The sequence below is a fragment of the Paenarthrobacter sp. NPDC090517 genome, assembly GCF_044769165.1.
In the GTDB taxonomy this organism is placed as follows: domain Bacteria; phylum Actinomycetota; class Actinomycetes; order Actinomycetales; family Micrococcaceae; genus Arthrobacter.
The window spans coordinates 1-18,274 of sequence record NZ_JBIVXN010000006.1 but is presented as its reverse complement, the minus strand read 5'-3'; the positions used below and the strand labels follow the sequence as shown (position 1 = coordinate 18,274).

At 63.6% G+C, this 18,274-nt stretch carries 15 protein-coding genes; 12 read left to right on the top strand and 3 right to left on the bottom strand.

What is annotated here, in order from left to right; genetic code table 11:
* Nucleotides 1-59: 59 nt before the first annotated feature.
* Nucleotides 60-1,025 (bottom strand): quinone oxidoreductase family protein, encoded by a 966-nt coding sequence (locus ACIQTW_RS17230; RefSeq protein WP_402939340.1) that lies wholly within the window; start codon nucleotides 1,023-1,025, stop codon nucleotides 60-62.
* An 85-nt stretch (nucleotides 1,026-1,110) separates the two neighbouring features.
* Nucleotides 1,111-2,199 (bottom strand): fatty acid desaturase family protein, encoded by a 1,089-nt coding sequence (locus tag ACIQTW_RS17225; RefSeq protein WP_402939338.1) that lies wholly within the window; start codon nucleotides 2,197-2,199, stop codon nucleotides 1,111-1,113.
* A gap of 167 nt (nucleotides 2,200-2,366) precedes the next feature.
* On the opposite strand from ACIQTW_RS17225, the gene argC reads away from it, so the two are divergent.
* The 9 genes from argC (at nucleotide 2,367) to ACIQTW_RS17180 (ending at nucleotide 11,900) form a co-directional block, all read left to right on the top strand.
* Nucleotides 2,367-3,398, top strand: coding sequence for an N-acetyl-gamma-glutamyl-phosphate reductase (gene argC / locus ACIQTW_RS17220; RefSeq protein WP_402939336.1), 1,032 nt, complete (start codon nucleotides 2,367-2,369; stop codon nucleotides 3,396-3,398).
* The gene (gene argJ / locus ACIQTW_RS17215; protein ID WP_402939333.1) at nucleotides 3,395-4,561 is read left to right on the top strand and encodes a bifunctional glutamate N-acetyltransferase/amino-acid acetyltransferase ArgJ; all 1,167 of its coding nucleotides are present in this window, start codon (nucleotides 3,395-3,397) and stop codon (nucleotides 4,559-4,561) included. Before argC ends, argJ begins: the two co-directional genes overlap by 4 nt.
* Before the next feature lie 10 nt (nucleotides 4,562-4,571).
* A complete protein-coding gene (gene argB, locus ACIQTW_RS17210; RefSeq protein ID WP_402939331.1) occupies nucleotides 4,572-5,516 on the top strand; it encodes an acetylglutamate kinase in 945 nt (314 codons plus the stop codon).
* On the top strand, nucleotides 5,513-6,853 hold the full coding sequence (locus ACIQTW_RS17205; protein WP_402939328.1) for an acetylornithine transaminase: 1,341 nt from the start codon (nucleotides 5,513-5,515) through the stop codon (nucleotides 6,851-6,853). Before argB ends, ACIQTW_RS17205 begins: the two co-directional genes overlap by 4 nt.
* A complete protein-coding gene (gene argF, locus ACIQTW_RS17200) occupies nucleotides 6,850-7,857 on the top strand; it encodes an ornithine carbamoyltransferase (protein ID WP_402939325.1) in 1,008 nt (335 codons plus the stop codon). The genes ACIQTW_RS17205 and argF overlap by 4 nt, the downstream gene beginning before the upstream one ends.
* Complete coding sequence (locus ACIQTW_RS17195; protein WP_011774347.1) at nucleotides 7,857-8,393, top strand: arginine repressor; 537 nt, start codon at nucleotides 7,857-7,859, stop codon at nucleotides 8,391-8,393. Before argF ends, ACIQTW_RS17195 begins: the two co-directional genes overlap by 1 nt.
* Nucleotides 8,394-8,464: 71 nt before the next feature.
* Nucleotides 8,465-9,670 carry an argininosuccinate synthase gene (locus ACIQTW_RS17190; protein WP_402939322.1) on the top strand — a complete coding sequence of 402 codons (1,206 nt, stop codon included), beginning with the start codon at nucleotides 8,465-8,467 and terminating at the stop codon, nucleotides 9,668-9,670.
* Entirely contained in the window at nucleotides 9,670-11,085 is a 1,416-nt protein-coding gene (argH, locus tag ACIQTW_RS17185; RefSeq protein WP_402939320.1) for an argininosuccinate lyase, read from the top strand. Before ACIQTW_RS17190 ends, argH begins: the two co-directional genes overlap by 1 nt.
* Before the next feature lie 77 nt (nucleotides 11,086-11,162).
* Complete coding sequence (locus tag ACIQTW_RS17180) at nucleotides 11,163-11,900, top strand: maleylpyruvate isomerase family mycothiol-dependent enzyme (protein ID WP_402939317.1); 738 nt, start codon at nucleotides 11,163-11,165, stop codon at nucleotides 11,898-11,900.
* A 15-nt stretch (nucleotides 11,901-11,915) separates the two neighbouring features.
* Here ACIQTW_RS17180 and ACIQTW_RS17175 read toward each other — a convergent pair whose 3' ends face one another.
* A complete protein-coding gene (locus tag ACIQTW_RS17175) occupies nucleotides 11,916-13,481 on the bottom strand; it encodes an AlkA N-terminal domain-containing protein (RefSeq protein ID WP_402939314.1) in 1,566 nt (521 codons plus the stop codon).
* 95 nt (nucleotides 13,482-13,576) lie between these two features.
* On the opposite strand from ACIQTW_RS17175, the gene ACIQTW_RS17170 reads away from it, so the two are divergent.
* From ACIQTW_RS17170 to tyrS, 3 genes are all read left to right on the top strand, one after another.
* The gene (locus ACIQTW_RS17170) at nucleotides 13,577-14,233 is read left to right on the top strand and encodes a DNA-3-methyladenine glycosylase (RefSeq protein WP_402939837.1); all 657 of its coding nucleotides are present in this window, start codon (nucleotides 13,577-13,579) and stop codon (nucleotides 14,231-14,233) included.
* A 133-nt stretch (nucleotides 14,234-14,366) separates the two neighbouring features.
* A complete protein-coding gene (locus tag ACIQTW_RS17165) occupies nucleotides 14,367-16,595 on the top strand; it encodes an ATP-binding domain-containing protein (protein ID WP_402939311.1) in 2,229 nt (742 codons plus the stop codon).
* Between the two features lie 37 nt (nucleotides 16,596-16,632).
* Nucleotides 16,633-17,943 (top strand): tyrosine--tRNA ligase, encoded by a 1,311-nt coding sequence (tyrS, locus tag ACIQTW_RS17160; RefSeq protein WP_402939308.1) that lies wholly within the window; start codon nucleotides 16,633-16,635, stop codon nucleotides 17,941-17,943.
* Nucleotides 17,944-18,274 lie beyond the last annotated feature (331 nt).

The following is an 18,274-nucleotide window of genomic DNA, read 5'->3' as shown; positions in this document are numbered from 1 at the left end:
CTCGTCACACTTTGTTGCACCGCTGTTCGCTTATTTCACATGTGGAGTTCACAAAGGGTTCAGGGAACCAACAGGACTTTCCCGGTTGTGCGGCGACCTTCAAGGTCCCTGTGAGCCTGGGCGGCTTCCGCGAGTGGGTAGGTTGCGCCCACCCTGACAGCAAGGGTGCCGTTGGCGGCGGCGTCGAAAATCTCCGCTGAGCGCCACCGGCGTTCCTGGGCATTCTGAACAAAGTGCGCCATGGTGGGCCTCGTCAGCGTTAGCGAACCTGCGGCGTTCAAACGCTGGGGATCGAACGGTGGTACCGGGCCGGAGGCAGCACCGAAGAGCACCATGGCACCCCGGATGCGCAGGCTCTTAAGGGAGTCGTCGAACGTGTCCTTGCCTACGCCGTCGTACACCACGTTGACGCCCTCGCCATCGGTGAGTTCACGGACCTTGTCAGCGAAGCCCTCGTAGCGGAGCACTTCATCGGCGCCTGCCAGCGTGGAGAGGTCGGCCTTCTCATCGGAGGAGACGGTGGTGATGACGCGCGCGCCGCGGGCCTTGAGCAGTTGTGTCAGCAGCAGGCCTACGCCGCCGGCACCTGCATGCAGGAGAACGGTGTGGCCAGGCTCCACCCGGAAGGATGAATTCATCAGGTAGTGGGCCGTAATTCCCTGGAGGGGCAGGGCCGCGGCGGTGTGATCATCGACGCCGGCGGGAACCGGCAGTGCCTTGCCCGCGTCAACCAGGGCGTATTCCGCGTAGGTCTTGGTTCCCTCGGCCGTGGCAATCCGGTCGCCGACGGAAAATTCCTCAACCCCCGCTCCGACGGCCTCCACGATGCCGGCTGCCTCGGCGCCCGGAGTGAACGGGTAGTCCACTTTGTAGGTGCCGCTGCGTTGGTAGGTCTCAATGAAATTGACCCCGGCAGCTGCGACCTTGATCAACAGCTGGCCGGGGCCAGGCGACGGTGTTTCCACGGATGCGTACTCGAGGACCTCAGGTCCTCCGGACTGCTTTGCAACGATGGCGTGCGTCATGGTGGCTCCTTACTCCGGGGCGGTCCTTCCGGTGCCCGGTTTCAGAATCCATCCTAGGGAGGTTGGGGCCTCCCGTGTCGAACGCCTAGCGGCGTCCGTGCGTCGACGCGACGGGGCAGTCGAAGCCGCGGCCTGCTGCCAGGCCTACTTCATTCAGGTATCTGACCACGATGCCGTAGGACTGCACCAGCGTGGTTTCGGTGTAGGGAATGGAGTGTTTGGCGCAAAACTCGCGCACGATTTTGGTGGCCTTGTACAAGTGGGGGCGTGCCATGTCCGGGAAGAGGTGGTGCTCCACCTGCCGGTTGAGTCCGCCCAGGAGGAAGTCCATGAAGAGGCCACCGGAAATGTTGCGCGAGGTCAGGATCTGGCGGTTGAGGAAGTCTACGCGGCTGTCCTTGGGAAGGACCGGCATGCCCTTGTGGTTGGGGGCGAACGAGGCACCCATATAGAAGCCATAGACCATGATCTGCACGCCCAGGAAGGCGAACGCCATTCCGATAGGCAGGAACGAGAATGCCAGAACCGGGAGGGCGACAAGCCTCGCTACAAGGATGGGGGTCTCCACCCAGCGGTGACGTACTTTTTGCTTGCCGAAAACAAAGCGAAGGGAGTCGAACTGCAGGCTCAAGCCCAGGAGTGTCAGGAGCGGGAAGAAGAACCAACCCTGCTTCTTGGTGAGGAAAGCCAGGCGGCCTTTACGTTCGGCTGCAGCGTCTTCGTAGAACACCAAGGCGTTGTTCCGAATGTCCGGGTCCTTGGAGATGACGTTGGGGTGGTTGTGGTGGGCGCCGTGCTTCTGCTCCCACCAGGAGTAGCTGATGCCGGCCACGCCGGTGGCCAGGAGGCGGGCGGACCAGTCGTTGGCGCGACGCGAAGCGAAGATCTGCTTGTGGCCTGCCTCGTGGGCGAGGAAGCTAAGCTGCGTGCACAGGATGCCCACGGCTGCAGCGATCAGGAGCTGGTACCAGGAATCGCCTATGAGTGCGAAGCCCAGCCAGGTGCCGGCCATGAGCAGTGCCAGGGCCACGAAGACCCAGATGTAGAAGCCGCTACGGCGTTCGAGGAGTCCGGCTGCCTTGACGCTCTTGAGGAGCTCTGAGTAGCTCTGTACGACGGGATTTGGTTGAATTGCGCGAGCTTTGGGGCGCTCAGCGGTGGACGTGGGTGACATAAATGTGCCCCGTATCGCTAACGGGCAACGCTGCAGCCGACGTTCGGACTGCACGGTCTGGATCACCCTCCACTAAGCATACGGCTAATCTCCAAAATAATGAGACTGCTCACAACTGCATGCATAAATATCGGACAGGATGAATATTCTTGCTGTACAGTGGAGTCATGACTATTTCTGTTGCCGTCTCCGGTGCCAGCGGCTACGCCGGAGGAGAAGTGCTGCGCTTGCTGGCAGGCCATCCAAACGTCACCATCGGCGCCATCACAGCGCACAGCAACGCCGGTTCCAGACTAGGGGAGTTGCAGCCGCATCTCCACGGTTTGGCCAGCCGGATTCTGGAAGACACCACGGTGGAGAACCTGTCGGGCCATGACGTCGTTTTCCTTGCGCTGCCGCACGGTGCTTCAGCCGAGATCGCTGCGCAGTTGCCTGAAGGCACCGTAGTGATCGACGCCGGTGCTGATCACCGCTTGCAGGACGCCGCGGCGTGGGAAAAGTTCTACGGCTCCGCCCACGCGGGCACCTGGCCTTATGGTCTCCCGGAGCTCCCTGGTCAGCGCGAAGCCCTCAAAGGTGCCACGCGCATCGCCGTTCCCGGGTGCTACCCGACGTCGGCCCTGCTCGCCTTGACGCCCGGGTTCGCCAACAACCTCCTCCTGACCGACGACGTCGTGATTGTCTCCGCGTCGGGGACCTCAGGGGCGGGCAAAGCCGCCAAAGTTAACCTTATTGGCGCCGAAGTCATGGGTTCCATGAGCCCTTACGGTGTCGGCGGCGGACACAGGCACACGCCTGAGATCGAGCAGGGACTGTCCAATGCGGCCGGTGAGTCGGTGACGGTCTCCTTCACGCCTACTTTGGTTCCGATGAGCCGCGGCATCCTGACCACGGCCACCGCAAAAGTCGGCCACGGTGTTACCTACGCGGAGCTGCGCCAAGCCTGGGCGGATGCCTACGACGACGAACCGTTCGTGCACCTCCTTCCGGAGGGCCAGTGGCCCACCACCAAGTCGGTCCAGGGCTCCAACCACGCCGTAATGCAGTTGGCCTTCGACGCCCACACGGGCCGCGTGATCGTGACCTGCGCTATCGACAACCTCACTAAGGGAACCGCCGGCGGAGCCGTGCAGTCCATGAACATTGCCCTAGGCCTGGATGAAACCGCCGGCCTGAACCTGCAGGGAGTTGCACCGTGACCATTACCGCCCCCAAGGGATTCCGCGCAGCAGGCATCAAAGCCGGCATTAAGGCTTCGGGCAACCCGGACCTGGCCCTTGTAGTCAACGACGGACCGCAAAAGTCCGCCGCCGCCGTCTTTACCTCCAACCGCGTGGCTGCTGCGCCGGTCCACTGGTCACGCCAGGTGGTCAGTGATGGACGAGTGGACGCCGTGGTCCTGAACTCCGGTGGAGCCAACGCCTGCACCGGCCCACAGGGCTTCCAGAACACCCACGCCACCGCCGAGAAAGTGGCAGACGTGCTGGGAGTCTCAGCTTCCGACGTCGTAGTCTGCTCAACCGGCCTGATCGGCGAGCAGCTGCCCATGGACAAGATTCTTCCCGGCGTCGAGGCCGCCTTCCGCGAACTGTCGGAGGACGGCGGCTCCGCTGCAGCCACAGCGATCATGACCACGGACAGCGTGTCCAAGGAAGCGGTTTTCACGGGCACCGACGCCGAGGGCAAGCAGTTCACCGTGGGTGGCATCGCCAAGGGTGCCGGCATGTTGGCGCCGGGCCTGGCAACGATGCTGGTGGTCCTCACCACCGACGCCGAGGTTCCCGCTGATGAGCTCGACGTCGTCCTGCGGGACGCCACGCGCGTTACCTTTGATCGGGCAGACTCGGACGGCTGCATGTCCACCAACGACACCGTCGTGCTGCTGGCATCCGGGGCGTCCGAGGCGTTGCCATCTGCCGAGCAATTGAGCGAGGCGGTCACTCAGGTCTGCGCCGAACTGGCACGCAAGCTCATCGGTGACGCCGAGGGCGCCAGCCACGACATCGCTATCAGGACATTCAACGCAGCCAGCGAACGAGATGCCGAAATTGTCAGCCGCAGTGTTGCCCGCTCCAACCTGTTCAAAGCCGCCATCTTCGGCAAGGACCCTAACTGGGGACGTGTGCTCTCGGCTGTGGGAACAACTGACGCTGTCTTCGAGGCGGACCAGCTCAACGTCGCAATGAACGGTGTGCAGATCTGCCGCAACGGCGCAATCGGTGATGACCGGAACCTGGTGGACCTGGAGCCGCGCGAAGTGCTGGTTGAAATCGACCTGCAGGCCGGCGATGCCGAGGCCACCATCTGGACCAACGACCTCACGCACGACTACGTGCACGAGAACAGCGCATACTCGAGCTGAGCGGATGACTATGACTGCGCACACCCGCGAAACCACCTCCATGAGTGACGCCCAGGACAAGGCCGGCACGCTGATCGAAGCCCTTCCGTGGATCCAGCGTTTTGCCGGTACCACCATGGTGATCAAGTACGGCGGCAACGCGATGGTCAACGACGACCTTCGTCGTGCCTTCGCGGAGGACATTGTGTTCCTCCACCACGTTGGCATCCACCCCGTGGTGGTCCACGGCGGTGGCCCCCAGATCAACTCCATGCTGAGTCGGCTGGGCATTGAGTCCGAGTTCAAGGGTGGCCTGCGCGTCACCACCCCTGAAGCCATGGATGTGGTCCGCATGGTGCTCACGGGCCAGGTTGGACGCGAGCTTGTTGGCCTCATCAACTCCCACGGTCCGTACGCCGTGGGCATGTCAGGCGAAGATGGCGGATTATTGCGCGCCGTCCGTACGGGCACTGTTGTTAATGGCGAAGAGGTGGACCTCGGCCTGGTGGGCGAAGTAGTGGGTGTGGATCCCGCCGGAATCAAGGACATTCTCGACGCCGGCCGCATCCCCGTGATCTCAACTGTCGCCCCGGAAATTCTCGACGACGGCAACGGTTCCGGTCCCACCACCGGGCAGGTCCTCAACGTCAATGCGGACACTGCAGCTGCAGCCGTCGCCTCCGCTTTGGGCGCCACCAAGCTTGTTATCCTGACCGACGTCGAAGGCCTCTACGCCAATTGGCCCGACAAATCGTCGCTGATCTCATCACTGACCGCATCGGAACTCCGCGAGATGCTGCCAAAGCTCGAGTCGGGAATGATCCCGAAGATGGCCGCCTGCCTCAAAGCCATCGACGAAGGTGTGGAACGCGCGCACATTGTGGACGGCCGTCTCCCGCACTCGATGCTGTTGGAAACCTTTACGACGGCGGGCATCGGCACCCAAGTTGTTCCCGACGAGGAAGTGAACGCATGAGCACCGAACTGAGCCATTCGGCCGAAAGCCGCAGCAGCGATGGGGGGCCGGGTGTGGTCGGGCACCGCGAAGCGGGCGGGGCCCCTATCGCTGCGGAGGCTGCCGCAACCACGCTCGTTTCCCAGAGCTCAGGCGCTGACTGGCTGGCCCGTTACTCGTCGTCCCTGATGGGCGTCTTTGGCACCCCGCAGCGCGTCCTGGTTCGCGGCGCAGGCTGCCTCGTGTGGGACGCCGACGGCAAGGAATACCTGGACCTCCTTGGTGGCATCGCAGTAAACGCCTTGGGCCACGCCCACCCCTTCGTCACATCAGTGATTTCCAGCCAGCTAGCCACGCTCGGGCATGTCTCGAACTTCTTCACGAGCCCCACGCAGATTGCCTTGGCAGAAAAGCTCCTGGCACTCACCAATGCTCCGGCAGGCTCCAAGGTCTTCTTTGCCAACTCCGGTACAGAGGCCAACGAAGCCGCGTTCAAGCTGGCCCGCCGGAACAACTCCGGTGGGAAGCGCACAAAGGTCATCGCTTTGGAGGGAGCCTTCCACGGCCGCACCATGGGTGCCCTGGCGCTCACAGCCAAAGAGGCTTACCGTGCACCGTTTGAGCCACTGCCCGGTGGCGTGGTCCACATCCCGTTCGGTGACATCGAAGCCCTGCGCTCAGCTGTAGACGATTCCACAGCGGCCGTTTTCCTGGAACCCATCCAGGGTGAAGCGGGCGTCCGTCCGCTCAGTACGGAATACCTGCAAGCAGCCCGCGAGGTGACCACCGCAGCAGGTGCCTTGCTGATACTGGACGAAGTACAGACCGGCATCGGCCGGACCGGTAAATGGCTCGCCAGCGAAGACGCCGGAATTGTTCCCGACGCCGTGACCCTCGCCAAAGGACTCGGCGGCGGTTTTCCTGTGGGTGCCTTGGTCACGTTCGGAAGTACGACGTCGGCCCTGCTCACCGCCGGGCAGCACGGCACCACTTTCGGTGGGAACCCGGTGGCCACGGCCGCCGCTCTGGCCACACTGCACGCAATCGAAAGCCAAGGTGTCCTGCAGAACGTGCTGACTGTCGGCACCCACCTTCGCGAGGGACTGGCCGCCGTCGAGGGTGTCACTGAAGTCCGCGGCGAGGGTCTGTTGATTGGCTTCGATGTCAATGCAGACATCGCACCCGCCATGGTGACCGCAGCTTTGGACGCTGGCTTCATCATCAACAGCCCGGGCCCGAGGACCATCCGCCTCGCCCCGCCGCTGATCCTGACTTTCGATCAAGCGGACCGTTTCCTGGACGCTCTACCCACCCTGATCGCTACGGCTACAGCCAACACCGCTAAGGACGCACAGTGACTACTACCACCACAACCCGTCACTTCCTCAAGGACACGGATCTGAGCCCTGCCGAGCAGGCTGAGGTTTTGGAACTCGCCGTCCGAATGAAGGCCGCGCCGTACAGCGTGCAGCCCTTTGCCGCCGACGGTAACGGCCGTAAGACGGTGGCCGTGATCTTTGACAAGACGTCCACCCGCACGCGTGTTTCCTTCGCTACCGGGATTGCGGACATGGGCGGCAATGCACTGATCATCAACCCGGGTGAAGCCCAAATCGGCCACAAGGAATCCGTGGAGGATACGGCGAAGGTCCTGGAGCGCATGGTGTCCACCATCGTATGGCGGACAGGTGCCCACTCGGGCCTGGTGGCGATGGCGGAAAACTCCAAGGTCCCCGTCATCAACGCCTTGTGCGACGACTACCACCCCTGCCAGCTCCTGGCCGACCTCCTGGCCGTCAAGGAGCACAAGGGTGAACTCGCCGGCTTGAGCATGGCCTATCTGGGTGACTCCGCCAACAACATGGCCAATTCCTACCTCCTTGCCGGTGTGACGGCCGGAATGCATGTGCGCATTTCCGGCCCCGAAGGCTATCTTCCGGCGCCGGAGATCGTGGCTGCCGCAGAGGAGCGTGCGGCCCAGACAGGCGGCTCGGTGCTCATCACCAGTGATGCTGCCGAAGCGCTCAAAGGCGCCGACGTCGTGGCAACGGACACCTGGGTATCCATGGGTCAGGAAGCCGAAAAGGAAGCCCGGCTGCAGCTCTTCCGCGACTATTCCGTGGATGAGGCCGCCATGGCGCAGGCCGCGCCGGACGCCGTCGTGCTTCACTGCCTCCCGGCCTACCGCGGCTACGAAATTTCCGCCGGAGTGATCGACGGCCCGCAGTCGATTGTCTGGGACGAGGCGGAGAACCGCCTGCACGCTCAGAAGGCACTGATGGCCTGGCTGATGCACCGCTCCGGGCTTGCTTTCGTGGATGGTCTTTCTCCCGTCGAGGGAACCGGGGAGAGCACGTTCTAGTGTCCACCAATCCGTCCGTGCCGGGCGCCAGCCCAGCCACAAAGACTGCCCGCCAGGCGCGTATCACCGCGATCCTGACGGGTGAGTCCGTGCGTTCACAAGCAGAGCTTGCAGCCCTGCTGGCGGACGACGGCGTCCAGGTCACCCAGGCCACCCTGTCCCGCGACCTCGTGGAATTGGGCGCGGTACGGGTCCGGGGCAAGGAAGGCGCACTTGTTTACGCTGTCCCGGGGGAGGGCGGGGACCGCAACGCCAAGAGCGGCGTCACCCAGGAAATCCTGGATGCGCGGCTGACGCGCCTTTGCGGCGAACTCCTGGTGACGGCTGAGGCATCGGGCAACATCGTGGTCCTCCGCACCCCACCAGGAGCAGCCAACTTCCTGGCCCTGGCCGTTGATCACTCGGTGATGCCGTCGGTATTGGGTACGATCGCAGGCGACGACACTTTGCTGCTGGTCGCACGGGATCCCGATGGCGGGGCTGAACTGGCGGCGCGTTTCCTGCGTATGGCCGAAGAAGCCGGGCCAGGCAACTAATTGATCTTTTTCAGCATTGATTCACACAGCATTGATTCGAATGAACCAAGCAACAACAAAGGAGCACTCTCGTGACTGAGCGCATTGTTCTGGCCTACTCCGGTGGCCTTGATACTTCCGTAGCCATCGGCTGGATCGGTGAAGCCACCGGCGCCGAGGTCATCGCCGTGGCCGTCGACGTCGGACAGGGCGGCGAGTCGCTGGAGACCATTCGCCAGCGCGCCCTCGGTTGCGGCGCGGTTGAGGCTTACGTGGCCGACGCCCGTGACGAATTCGCCAACGAGTACGCCATGCCCACCCTGAAGGCCAACGCCCTCTACCAGGGCCACTACCCGCTGGTATCGGCTATCTCCCGTCCGGTCATTGTGAAGCACCTCGTGAAGGCTGCCCGCGAATTCGGTGCCACCACTGTTGCCCACGGCTGCACCGGCAAGGGCAACGACCAGGTCCGTTTCGAAGTTGGCATCCAGACCCTCGGCCCGGACCTCAAGTGCATTGCACCCGTCCGCGACCTCGCCCTGACCCGCGACAAGGCCATCGCCTTCGCCGAGGAAAAGGGACTGCCGATCGAGACCACCAAGAAGAACCCGTACTCGATCGACCAGAACGTCTGGGGACGCGCCGTCGAGACCGGTTACCTCGAGGACATCTGGAACGCTCCCACCAAGGACATCTACGACTACACCGCCACGCCGGAATTCCCGCCGGCGCCCGATGAGGTCACCATCTCCTTCCAGGCCGGTGTGCCGGTGGCGATCGACGGCGCCAAAGTTACTCCGCTGCAGGCCATCCAGGAACTGAACCGCCGTGCAGGCGCGCAGGGCGTTGGCCGTATCGACGTCGTCGAGGACCGCCTCGTCGGCATCAAGTCACGCGAAATCTACGAAGCCCCGGGTGCCATGGCGCTGATCACCGCGCACAAGCACCTCGAGGACATCACCATCGAGCGCGAGCAGGCCCGCTTCAAGGCAACTGTTGGCCAGCGCTGGGCAGAGCTGGTCTACGACGGACAGTGGTTCTCCCCGCTGAAGCGCTCCCTGGACGCGTTCATCGAGGACACCCAGCAGTACGTTTCCGGCGACATTCGCATGGTCCTCCACGGTGGCCAGGCAATCGTGAACGGCCGTCGCTCCGAGACCTCGCTGTACGACTTCGACCTCGCCACCTACGACACCGGCGATACCTTCGACCAGTCCATGGCACGCGGTTTCATCGAGCTGTGGGGCATGTCCTCCAAGGTTGCCTCCGGCCGCGACCTGCGCGTCGCAGGCGAGTAATGACGTCCGCAACTAACGAAGGTGCACTGTGGGGCGGCCGGTTCGCCGGCGGCCCCGCGGATGCGCTGGCCGCACTGAGCAAGTCCACGCACTTTGACTGGCGGCTGGCCCGCTATGACATCGCCGGTTCCAAGGCGCACGCCCGCGTGCTGGCCAAGGCCGGACTGTTGGACCACGCAGAGCTCGAAGGCATGCTCGCCGCCCTCAACCAGCTGGACGAGGACGTCGCGAGCGGCGCCTACCTCCCGGCTGAGAGCGACGAGGATGTGCACGGTTCACTGGAGCGTGGCCTGATCGAGCGTGCCGGAACTCAGTTGGGCGGCAAGCTCCGCGCCGGGCGTTCCCGCAACGATCAGGTGGCAACCCTTGGCCGCATGTTCCTGCGTGACCACGCCCGCATTATCGCTGGCGGCGTGCTTGCCACCATCGACGCGCTCGTGGAGCAGGCAAAGGCCCATCAGGGCGTCGCCATGCCGGGCCGGACACACTTGCAGCATGCCCAGCCGGTATTGCTGAGCCACCACCTTCTGGCACATGCCTGGGCACTGCTTCGCGACGTGCAGCGACTCCAGGACTGGGACAAGCGAGCCGGTGTTTCTCCCTACGGTTCGGGTGCGCTGGCCGGTTCGTCCCTGGGCCTGGACCCCGAGGCTGTCGCCGCGGATCTTGGTTTCTTCTCGGCGGTCCACAACTCGATCGATGGCACCGCCTCCCGCGATGTCTTCGCCGAGTTCGCCTGGGTGTGCTCCATGATTGGCGTGGACCTCTCCCGGATCTCCGAGGAAGTCATCTTCTGGGCAACCAAGGAATTCTCCTTCGTGACGCTGCATGATTCGTACTCCACGGGGTCCTCGATCATGCCGCAGAAGAAGAACCCTGACGTCGCTGAACTCGCCCGTGGCAAGGCAGGTCGCCTCATCGGCAACCTGACTGGCCTACTGGCGACGCTCAAGGGCCTGCCGCTCGCCTACAACCGCGATCTGCAAGAGGACAAAGAACCGGTCTTCGACGCCGCCGACACCCTGGAGCTGCTGCTTCCGGCCGTGTCCGGCATGATCGCCACGCTGAAGTTCAACACGGAGCGCATGCAATCACTGGCTCCCCAGGGCTTCGCGTTGGCCACGGACATTGCGGAGTGGCTGGTCCGCCAGGGCGTTCCCTTCCGTGAAGCCCACGAGCTTTCCGGCGCTGCCGTCAAACAGGCCGAAGGCCGAGGCGTGGAGCTGTGGGACCTGACGGACGAGGAGTATGCAGCAATCTCGGAGCACCTTACTCCCGAGGTTCGCAGCGTTCTGAGCACCGAAGGTTCGCTCAACAGCCGGAACTCGCAGGGCGGAACGGCACCGGCCGCCGTCGAACGCCAGTTGGCTGCCCTTGAAGCGGAACTGGACGCAGCGCGTTCCTACGCGTCGTAGCGTTTGTTTGTCGGGAGCGGGATGGTGCCTGAAGGCGCCGTCCCGCTCTCCGTTTAACTCTGGGTTAGCATGGCGCTATGACTCAGATCACCCCCGAGATGTTGCCCGCAGAGCTTCACAAAGCCGCCGACACCGTCACCCGCCTCCTCGCCAAACTGGACGACTCATCCGTCGCTGAACCGTCTGAGCTTCCAGGCTGGACCCGGGGTCACGTCCTTGCCCACCTTGCCGGAATTTCCAACGCCATGGCACGGCAGCTTGAGTACGCGCGCCGCGGCGAAACTGTGGAGCTTTACGACGGCGGCATGGACGGTCGTAACAAGGCCATCGCACTCGCTGCGGGGCACAGCCTCGCGCAGCACACGGAGGCCGTCACCACCGCCTTGGATGCGGCGATTGCCGCGTTCGATACCTTGGGCCCGGAGGACTGGCAGGCGCGCATCGCCTATCGGGACGGCACAGTGTTCGACGGCGGGCTGGCCCTCTGGCGCGAACTCACCATTCATGCTGCTGACCTGGGCTTGGGTTACGGTCCGGAGACGTGGAGCCGTCCGTTCTGTGAGCACCTCATAGGGTTCCTAGCGGCACGGGTCCCGGAACCCTATAAATTTGTCCTGCAGCCCACAGGTCTGCCTCAGAGGACGATCGGCAGCGGCGGCACCTCCATCGCGATTACCGGCATGCTGACCGACATCGCCGCGTGGCTAGCGGGCCGCGAGCCCAGCCTTGGGAGCCTCAGGGCTACAGCTGCCGCTGACGGAGTGGACCTCCCGGAGCTGCTGCCATGGCCGGCCGCGCAGCCGGCGGCCCGCTGACACACGGTCGCTCTCTCACTTCCCTCGGGTTTGGGCCGGTCGCTCTCTCATGTCCCTCGGGTTTGGGCCGGTCGCTCTCTCACTTTCAGGGAGCAACGCGCTCTTGGTCTTCACGGCTGCCCTCCACAAGTGCATGGTGGCGTACGAACGCCACGGGCTGATCTCCCTGAAGTCTGAGCTGAGTCCAAGGCCCGCGGGCATCGCCTTCACGCCGTTCCTTACTGCCGCGTCATTGGCCAGGAACACATCCGGAGCGCCAAGCACGCGCATGGAAACGTACCCCACGGTCCAAGGCCCAACGCCTGGTAACGGAAGCAGTTTGCTGCCGAGGCTGTCCGGATCGTCGCCGTAGCCTAAGTCGAGTTCCCCGCTGGCCATGGCCTCGGCAGCGGCCACGATGGAGTCGATGCGGCGCTGTGGTCCCCGGAGTAAGGCCCGCCCGTGTTCGGCGAGTTCTGCTGCTGTAGGAAATAGTCGATCAAGGTCTGGCGCAGCGCCATCGACGACGGATCCGGCCGCAGACAACTGGGTAAGGGCAGTTCGGGCAGCAGCGACGGTGATCTGTTGTCCGATCATTGCCCGAATAAACAGTTCCTGGGGCTCCACAGCCCCAGGCACCCGCATCCCCGGGAGTGCGGCCACGCTGGTCGTAAGCCTCGGATCCGCTGCCAGGGCGCCATCGACCGCCTGCGGATCGGCATCCAGGTCGAACAGCCTTCGGACCCGGCTCAGTAGTGCCGGGAGGTCGTGCAGGTCCACGGCCGTGGCTGTGAGTTGCAACGGTTTGCCGGGTGTCGAGGGGCTGAAGGTAACCGAAAAGGATGCACTGCCTCGGGGGAGCCGGAGCGTGCGGGCGTAGGTCCGGCTTCCGTCACTTTCAGTCGTTGCCCTTTCGATGCCCGGTACCGCGCGAACTGCCAGGAAGTCGAAAATGCCCGGATCGAAGGGTTCCCTGTAGGGCAGGTTCAGCGTCAGCGCGGATGGCGCCGGCCCAACTGCCACGGTACCTCGGCGATTAGCGGACTTCGCCCCGGTGGCACGCACCGCCGTCGGGGTCATTGCGAACACCTCGCCAATGGTGTCGTTGAATTGCCGCACGCTGTTGAACCCCGAGGCGAACGCAACGTCGGCCAGGAGCATGTCGGTGGAGACCAGCAAGGTCCTGGCGGTCTGCGCCCTGCTTGCCCGTGCCAGTGAGAGGGGACCCGCGCCGAGTTCGTTGCTGAGGATGCGGTTGAGTTGCCGTGCGGAATAGCCCAGGCGGTGCGCCAGGCCGTCGACGCCTTCGCGAGTGATCACGCCGTCGTTAATCAATCTCATCGCGCGGCCCGCAATGTCGGAACGGATGTTCCAGGCGGGCGTTCCGGGCACAGCCTCGGGCAGGCATCGTTTGCAGGCGCGATACCCGGCCTCATGGGCGGCTGCGGAGGTTTCGTAGAAGGTAACGTTCTCAGCCTTGGGGGTTCGGGCAGGGCACGACGGTCGGCAATAGATGCCGGTGGAGCTGACGGCAGTGAAGAATTGACCATCAAACCGGGTGTCACGGGCGTCGATCGCCCGGTATCGCTGCCAGAAGTCCATGTCTTCATCCTGCCAGCCGCCCAAAGCCCGTGCTAGCGGAAATCGGACATAGCCGTGGCAGGAAATTTTGCTAGGGTCTGCTCATGAGCCCGTCCATGGACAACGGAGTCAGCAGCCCGTCCCAAGTGCGCAAGTTCCTTGGGGGTGATCCACGTGTCATCGCCCCGCTGATACTTGGTGCGGTACTGACCCACCACTCAGAGGCCGGTCCAGTCTCAGTCAGGCTCACGGAGGTAGAGGCCTATATGGGCCCGCGCGATTCAGAGCACCCCGACCCCGGCTCCCACACCTTCGGTGGTCCTACCGCCCGGAATGCACCAATGTTCGGGCCGCCGGGATTCCTGTACGTCTACTTCACCTATGGCATGCATTACTGCGCCAACATCGTCTGCGGTCCTGACGGCTCACCGTCCGCGCTGCTCCTGCGGGCCGGCGAGATCGTTGACGGGGATGAGCTGGCTGCCCTTCGAAGGCCCGCCTCGAAGGCGCACAAGGACCTGGCCAGTGGACCTGCCAGGCTTGCCTCCGCACTGGGACTCACGACGGCGGATACTGGCCGTGACGCGCTCGCCTCACCGTTCAGCCTGTGGTTGCCGGCGACACCCGCAGCTGCCGTCGCCAGCGGACCGCGGGTGGGTGTAGCGGGTCCCGGCGGAAGCACCGAATACCCTTGGCGGTTTTGGATAGAGGATGATCCCACCGTCTCCAAGTACAAAGCTGCCCGGCCCCGGACCCGCAGTGCAGCCGGGTGACCTTTCAGTGTTGTTGCTTCATCAAAGCATGAACTTTTTGTGACGCAGCCCGCCATATGACCTGTACCCCACACGTTTACCAAAATCGCTGTAGAATGGACGGTCTGTCTTTTGCGATAGGGGTTACGGTTCGATGCACGACGCTGATTTGGTCCACGAGCAGGAATATGTTGCCGGGCTGTATGCCCGGCTCGATGAGCTGCGCGCCGAAAAGCGCGCCCAGCTGGCGCAAGTGCGCAAGGCCGGCGCGGTGGGAACCATGCAGAACGTCTCTGAACGGGACGCGTTCGCGGCACTGTACGAAGACCGTCTGGCCCAGCTCGACGCCGTCGACGATCGCCTGGTCTTTGGCCGCCTTGACCTCGACTCCGGTGAGGCTCAGTACATCGGGCGCATCGGCCTTTCCACGGCCGATCTGCAGCGCCTTATGGTCGACTGGCGTGCGCCGGAAGCGGGCCACTTCTATCAGGCAACCGCGTTCGACCGTCAGGGCGTGCGACGTCGTCGCCACCTGATCCTCCAGGGGCGGGACGTAAAAGCGATTGAAGACGACGTCCTGGACGCAGGGATGCTCGCGGACAACGACTCGCTTCAGGGCGAAGGCGCCCTGCTGGCTGCGCTCAATTCCAAGCGCACGGGCCGCATGTCGGACATCGTGGGCACCATCCAGTCCGAGCAGGACCGGATCATCCGTTCCTCCATTTCCGGTGCGCTGGTAGTCCAGGGCGGTCCCGGAACGGGGAAGACCGCTGTGGCCCTGCACCGCGCCGCCTACCTGCTCTACACCCACCGCGAGCGGCTCAAGAGCGCCGGTGTCCTGCTCGTCGGGCCGTCGTCGTCCTTCATGCACTACATCGAACGAGTTCTGCCTTCACTCGGTGAGACCGGTGTGGTCATGGCCAGCCTGGGGCGCCTCATGCCCGGTATTCACGCCATTCCTGAGGAAGATGCTGATGTCGCCGCCCTCAAGGGCAAGCTGGATATGGCAACCGTGGTGGCAAATGCCGTGGCAAACCGGCAGCGGACGCCTGCGGAAGACCGCATCCTCGAAGTTGATTCACGGAAGCTGACACTCACGGTCCGCCAGGTTCGCCGGGCCCGGGAAAAGGCCCGTGCCACAGGAAAGCCCCACAACGAAGCTCGACTCACGTTCGTCAAGATCCTCCTGCGTGAGCTCACGGAACAGCTGACGGACCTCGTGGAGGAAGGCAACATCGGCAACAACGCCGATCGCGCCTATCTGGCGGAAGATGTCCGGTCTGCCCGCGACGTACGCATTGCATTGAACCTCTGCTGGATGCCCATGACGCCGGAGAAGCTCATCTCTGAACTCTTCAGCAAGCCAGCCATCCTCGAAGCCTGCACGCCGCACCTGACTCCGGAACAGCGCGCCCTGCTGCAGCGCCCCGTGGATGCGCCTTGGACGGAAGCGGATGTTCCGTTGCTAGATGAGGCTGCGGAGTTGTTGGGCGAACTGGATCCGGCCGCCGGCAGGGGATTGGCACAGCAGGAAGCCGACCGTGCCCGCGATCTCGCCAACGCCAAGCAAACCCTCGCCAACATGGAAGCGATGGGCGTGGACGTACTGGTGACGGCTGAAGAGCTTGCCGAACAGAACCAGGAACGCGAAGGGCGGCTGACCGCTGCCGAACGCGCAACGAGCGACCGCTCGTGGGCCTTCGGCCACATCGTCGTTGACGAGGCCCAGGAACTCTCGCCCATGCAGTGGCGGCTCCTGGTGCGGCGTTGCCCGCTGAAGTCTTTCACCATCGTGGGTGACATCGCCCAAACGAGTGCAGCGGCCGGAGCCAATTCGTGGCAAAGCGCGCTGGCGCCGTCGTTCGGTGACCGCTGGACGCTGGAAGAACTTACCGTGAACTACCGCACGCCGTCGCAGATTGCCGAGGCGGCCGTCCGTATGGCCAACCGTGCTGGCTTGGTGGTCTCGGCTCCCAAGGCCGTCCGCGAAGGCAAATGGTCGCCCATTGTTGACCATGTGGAGGCGGACGGCATCGTGAAGCGCTTGGTTGAGGTCCTGCCGGAGGAAATTGAAGCGATCGACGGCGGCCTGCTGGCTGTCATCGCTGACGGACCGCTGCTGCCGCAGGCCACGGCAGCGCTGCGTGAGGTCTACGGGCGCCGCATCGGCAGCGGCGCGGGCAGCTACCAGCAAGACATCGTGGTGATCAGCCCCAAGGAAGCCAAGGGCCTGGAATTCGACGGTGTTGTGGTCCTGGAACCGGCTGCCATGCTGAACCACGAGCACGGCAAGGTGGGAGACCTCTACGTCGCCATGACCCGTGCGACGCAACGCCTGCGCCTCATCGCGGCCGCGCCGGTACCTGCCGGCATCGAGCGCTAGGAAAAACGGAACCATCAATCCTGCTAACTTAGATCTCGTGTCACACGTAAACAACCTCGAGTCCCAGCACAACGATCCCGCCTTTGCCAACGTCTGGCAGGAGCTCAAATGGCGCGGCCTTGTCCACGTTTCCACTGATGAAACTGAACTGGAAAAGCTGCTCGCCGGGGACCCGATCACGTATTACTGTGGCTTCGATCCCACTGCGCCGTCACTGCACTTGGGTAACCTGGTGCAGCTGCTGGTGATGCGTCGCCTGCAGTTGGCCGGCCACAAACCGCTCGGTTTGGTGGGCGGTTCCACTGGCTTGATCGGTGACCCCCGTCCGACGGCGGAACGCACCTTGAACACCAAGGACACCGTCGCGGAGTGGGTTGGCTACCTTCAGGGCCAGGTTCGACGCTTCCTCAGCTTCCAGGGCGGGAACTCAGCCCGCATGGTCAACAACCTGGACTGGACGGCGCCGCTTAGCGCCATCGATTTCCTCCGCGAGATAGGCAAGCACTTCCGCGTGGGCACCATGCTCCGCAAGGATGCCGTGGCGTCACGCTTGAACTCCGACGAAGGCATCAGCTACACAGAGTTCAGCTACCAGATCCTGCAGGGCATGGACTACCTCCACCTCTTCCGCGACTACGGCTGCGCGCTGCAGACCGGGGGCTCGGACCAGTGGGGCAACCTCACCAGCGGCACCGAACTTATCCGCAAGGTGGAAGGTAAGAGCGTCCATGCCCTGGGGACGCCGCTCATCACCAACTCGGACGGCACCAAGTTCGGCAAGAGCGAAGGCAACGCCATTTGGCTGGACCCGGACATGTGCAGCCCGTACACGTTCTACCAGTTCTGGCTGAACACCGCCGATGCTGATGTGGTTGATCGACTCAAGGTGTTCACCTTCCTGTCGCGTGCGGAAATTGAAGAGCTTGGCCAGTCTGTTGCTGAGCGCCCGTTTGCCCGTGAAGGCCAGAAGAAGCTCGCCTTCGAAGTGACTTCCTTGGTCCACGGCGTCGACGCAACCGAGAAAGTCATTGCCGCTTCGGCTGCGCTTTTCGGCAACGGCGACCTCACGGTACTGGATGAGCGCACCCTCGAAGCAGCAACTGCGGAGCTTCCGTCCGCGACCGTTGGCGCCGACGGCCTCGGCATTATCGACCTCCTGGTCGCTTCGGGTCTGTCAGACAGCAAGTCGGCCGCTCGTCGAACAGTTGGCGAAGGTGGTGCGTACGTGAACAACACCAAGGTGTCCGATCCCGACGCCGTCATTGCCCGCGATGAACTGCTTCATGGCCGCTACTTGCTCCTCCGCCGCGGTAAGAAGAACCTGGCCACCATCGAGGTTTCGGCCTAGGTTCCATCAGTAGTCCAGTTCCGAAAGGGCCGGCAACCGTTATGGTTGCCGGCCCTTTCTGCGTTTAAGCGCGTGCACCCTTTCCACGTTCTCTCACTTTCCTCGGGTGTGGGTTGAGCGTTCGACGGCGGTGGTTGGGTGTTGGATTCTGCGGCGGGTGTTGTGGGGGTTGGTTCGTGTGACGGGCTTCACTGAAATTCGTGGTTGTTGTTTTGGGCTGGGTTTGGGGTGTTGTGGGGTTGTTTTCCTTGTGTTTGCGGGGGTTTTGGGTGGTGTTGGGGTGGATTTGGTGTGGGGGTTGGGCGCGTGTAAAGTTATTCGAGTCGCCGCC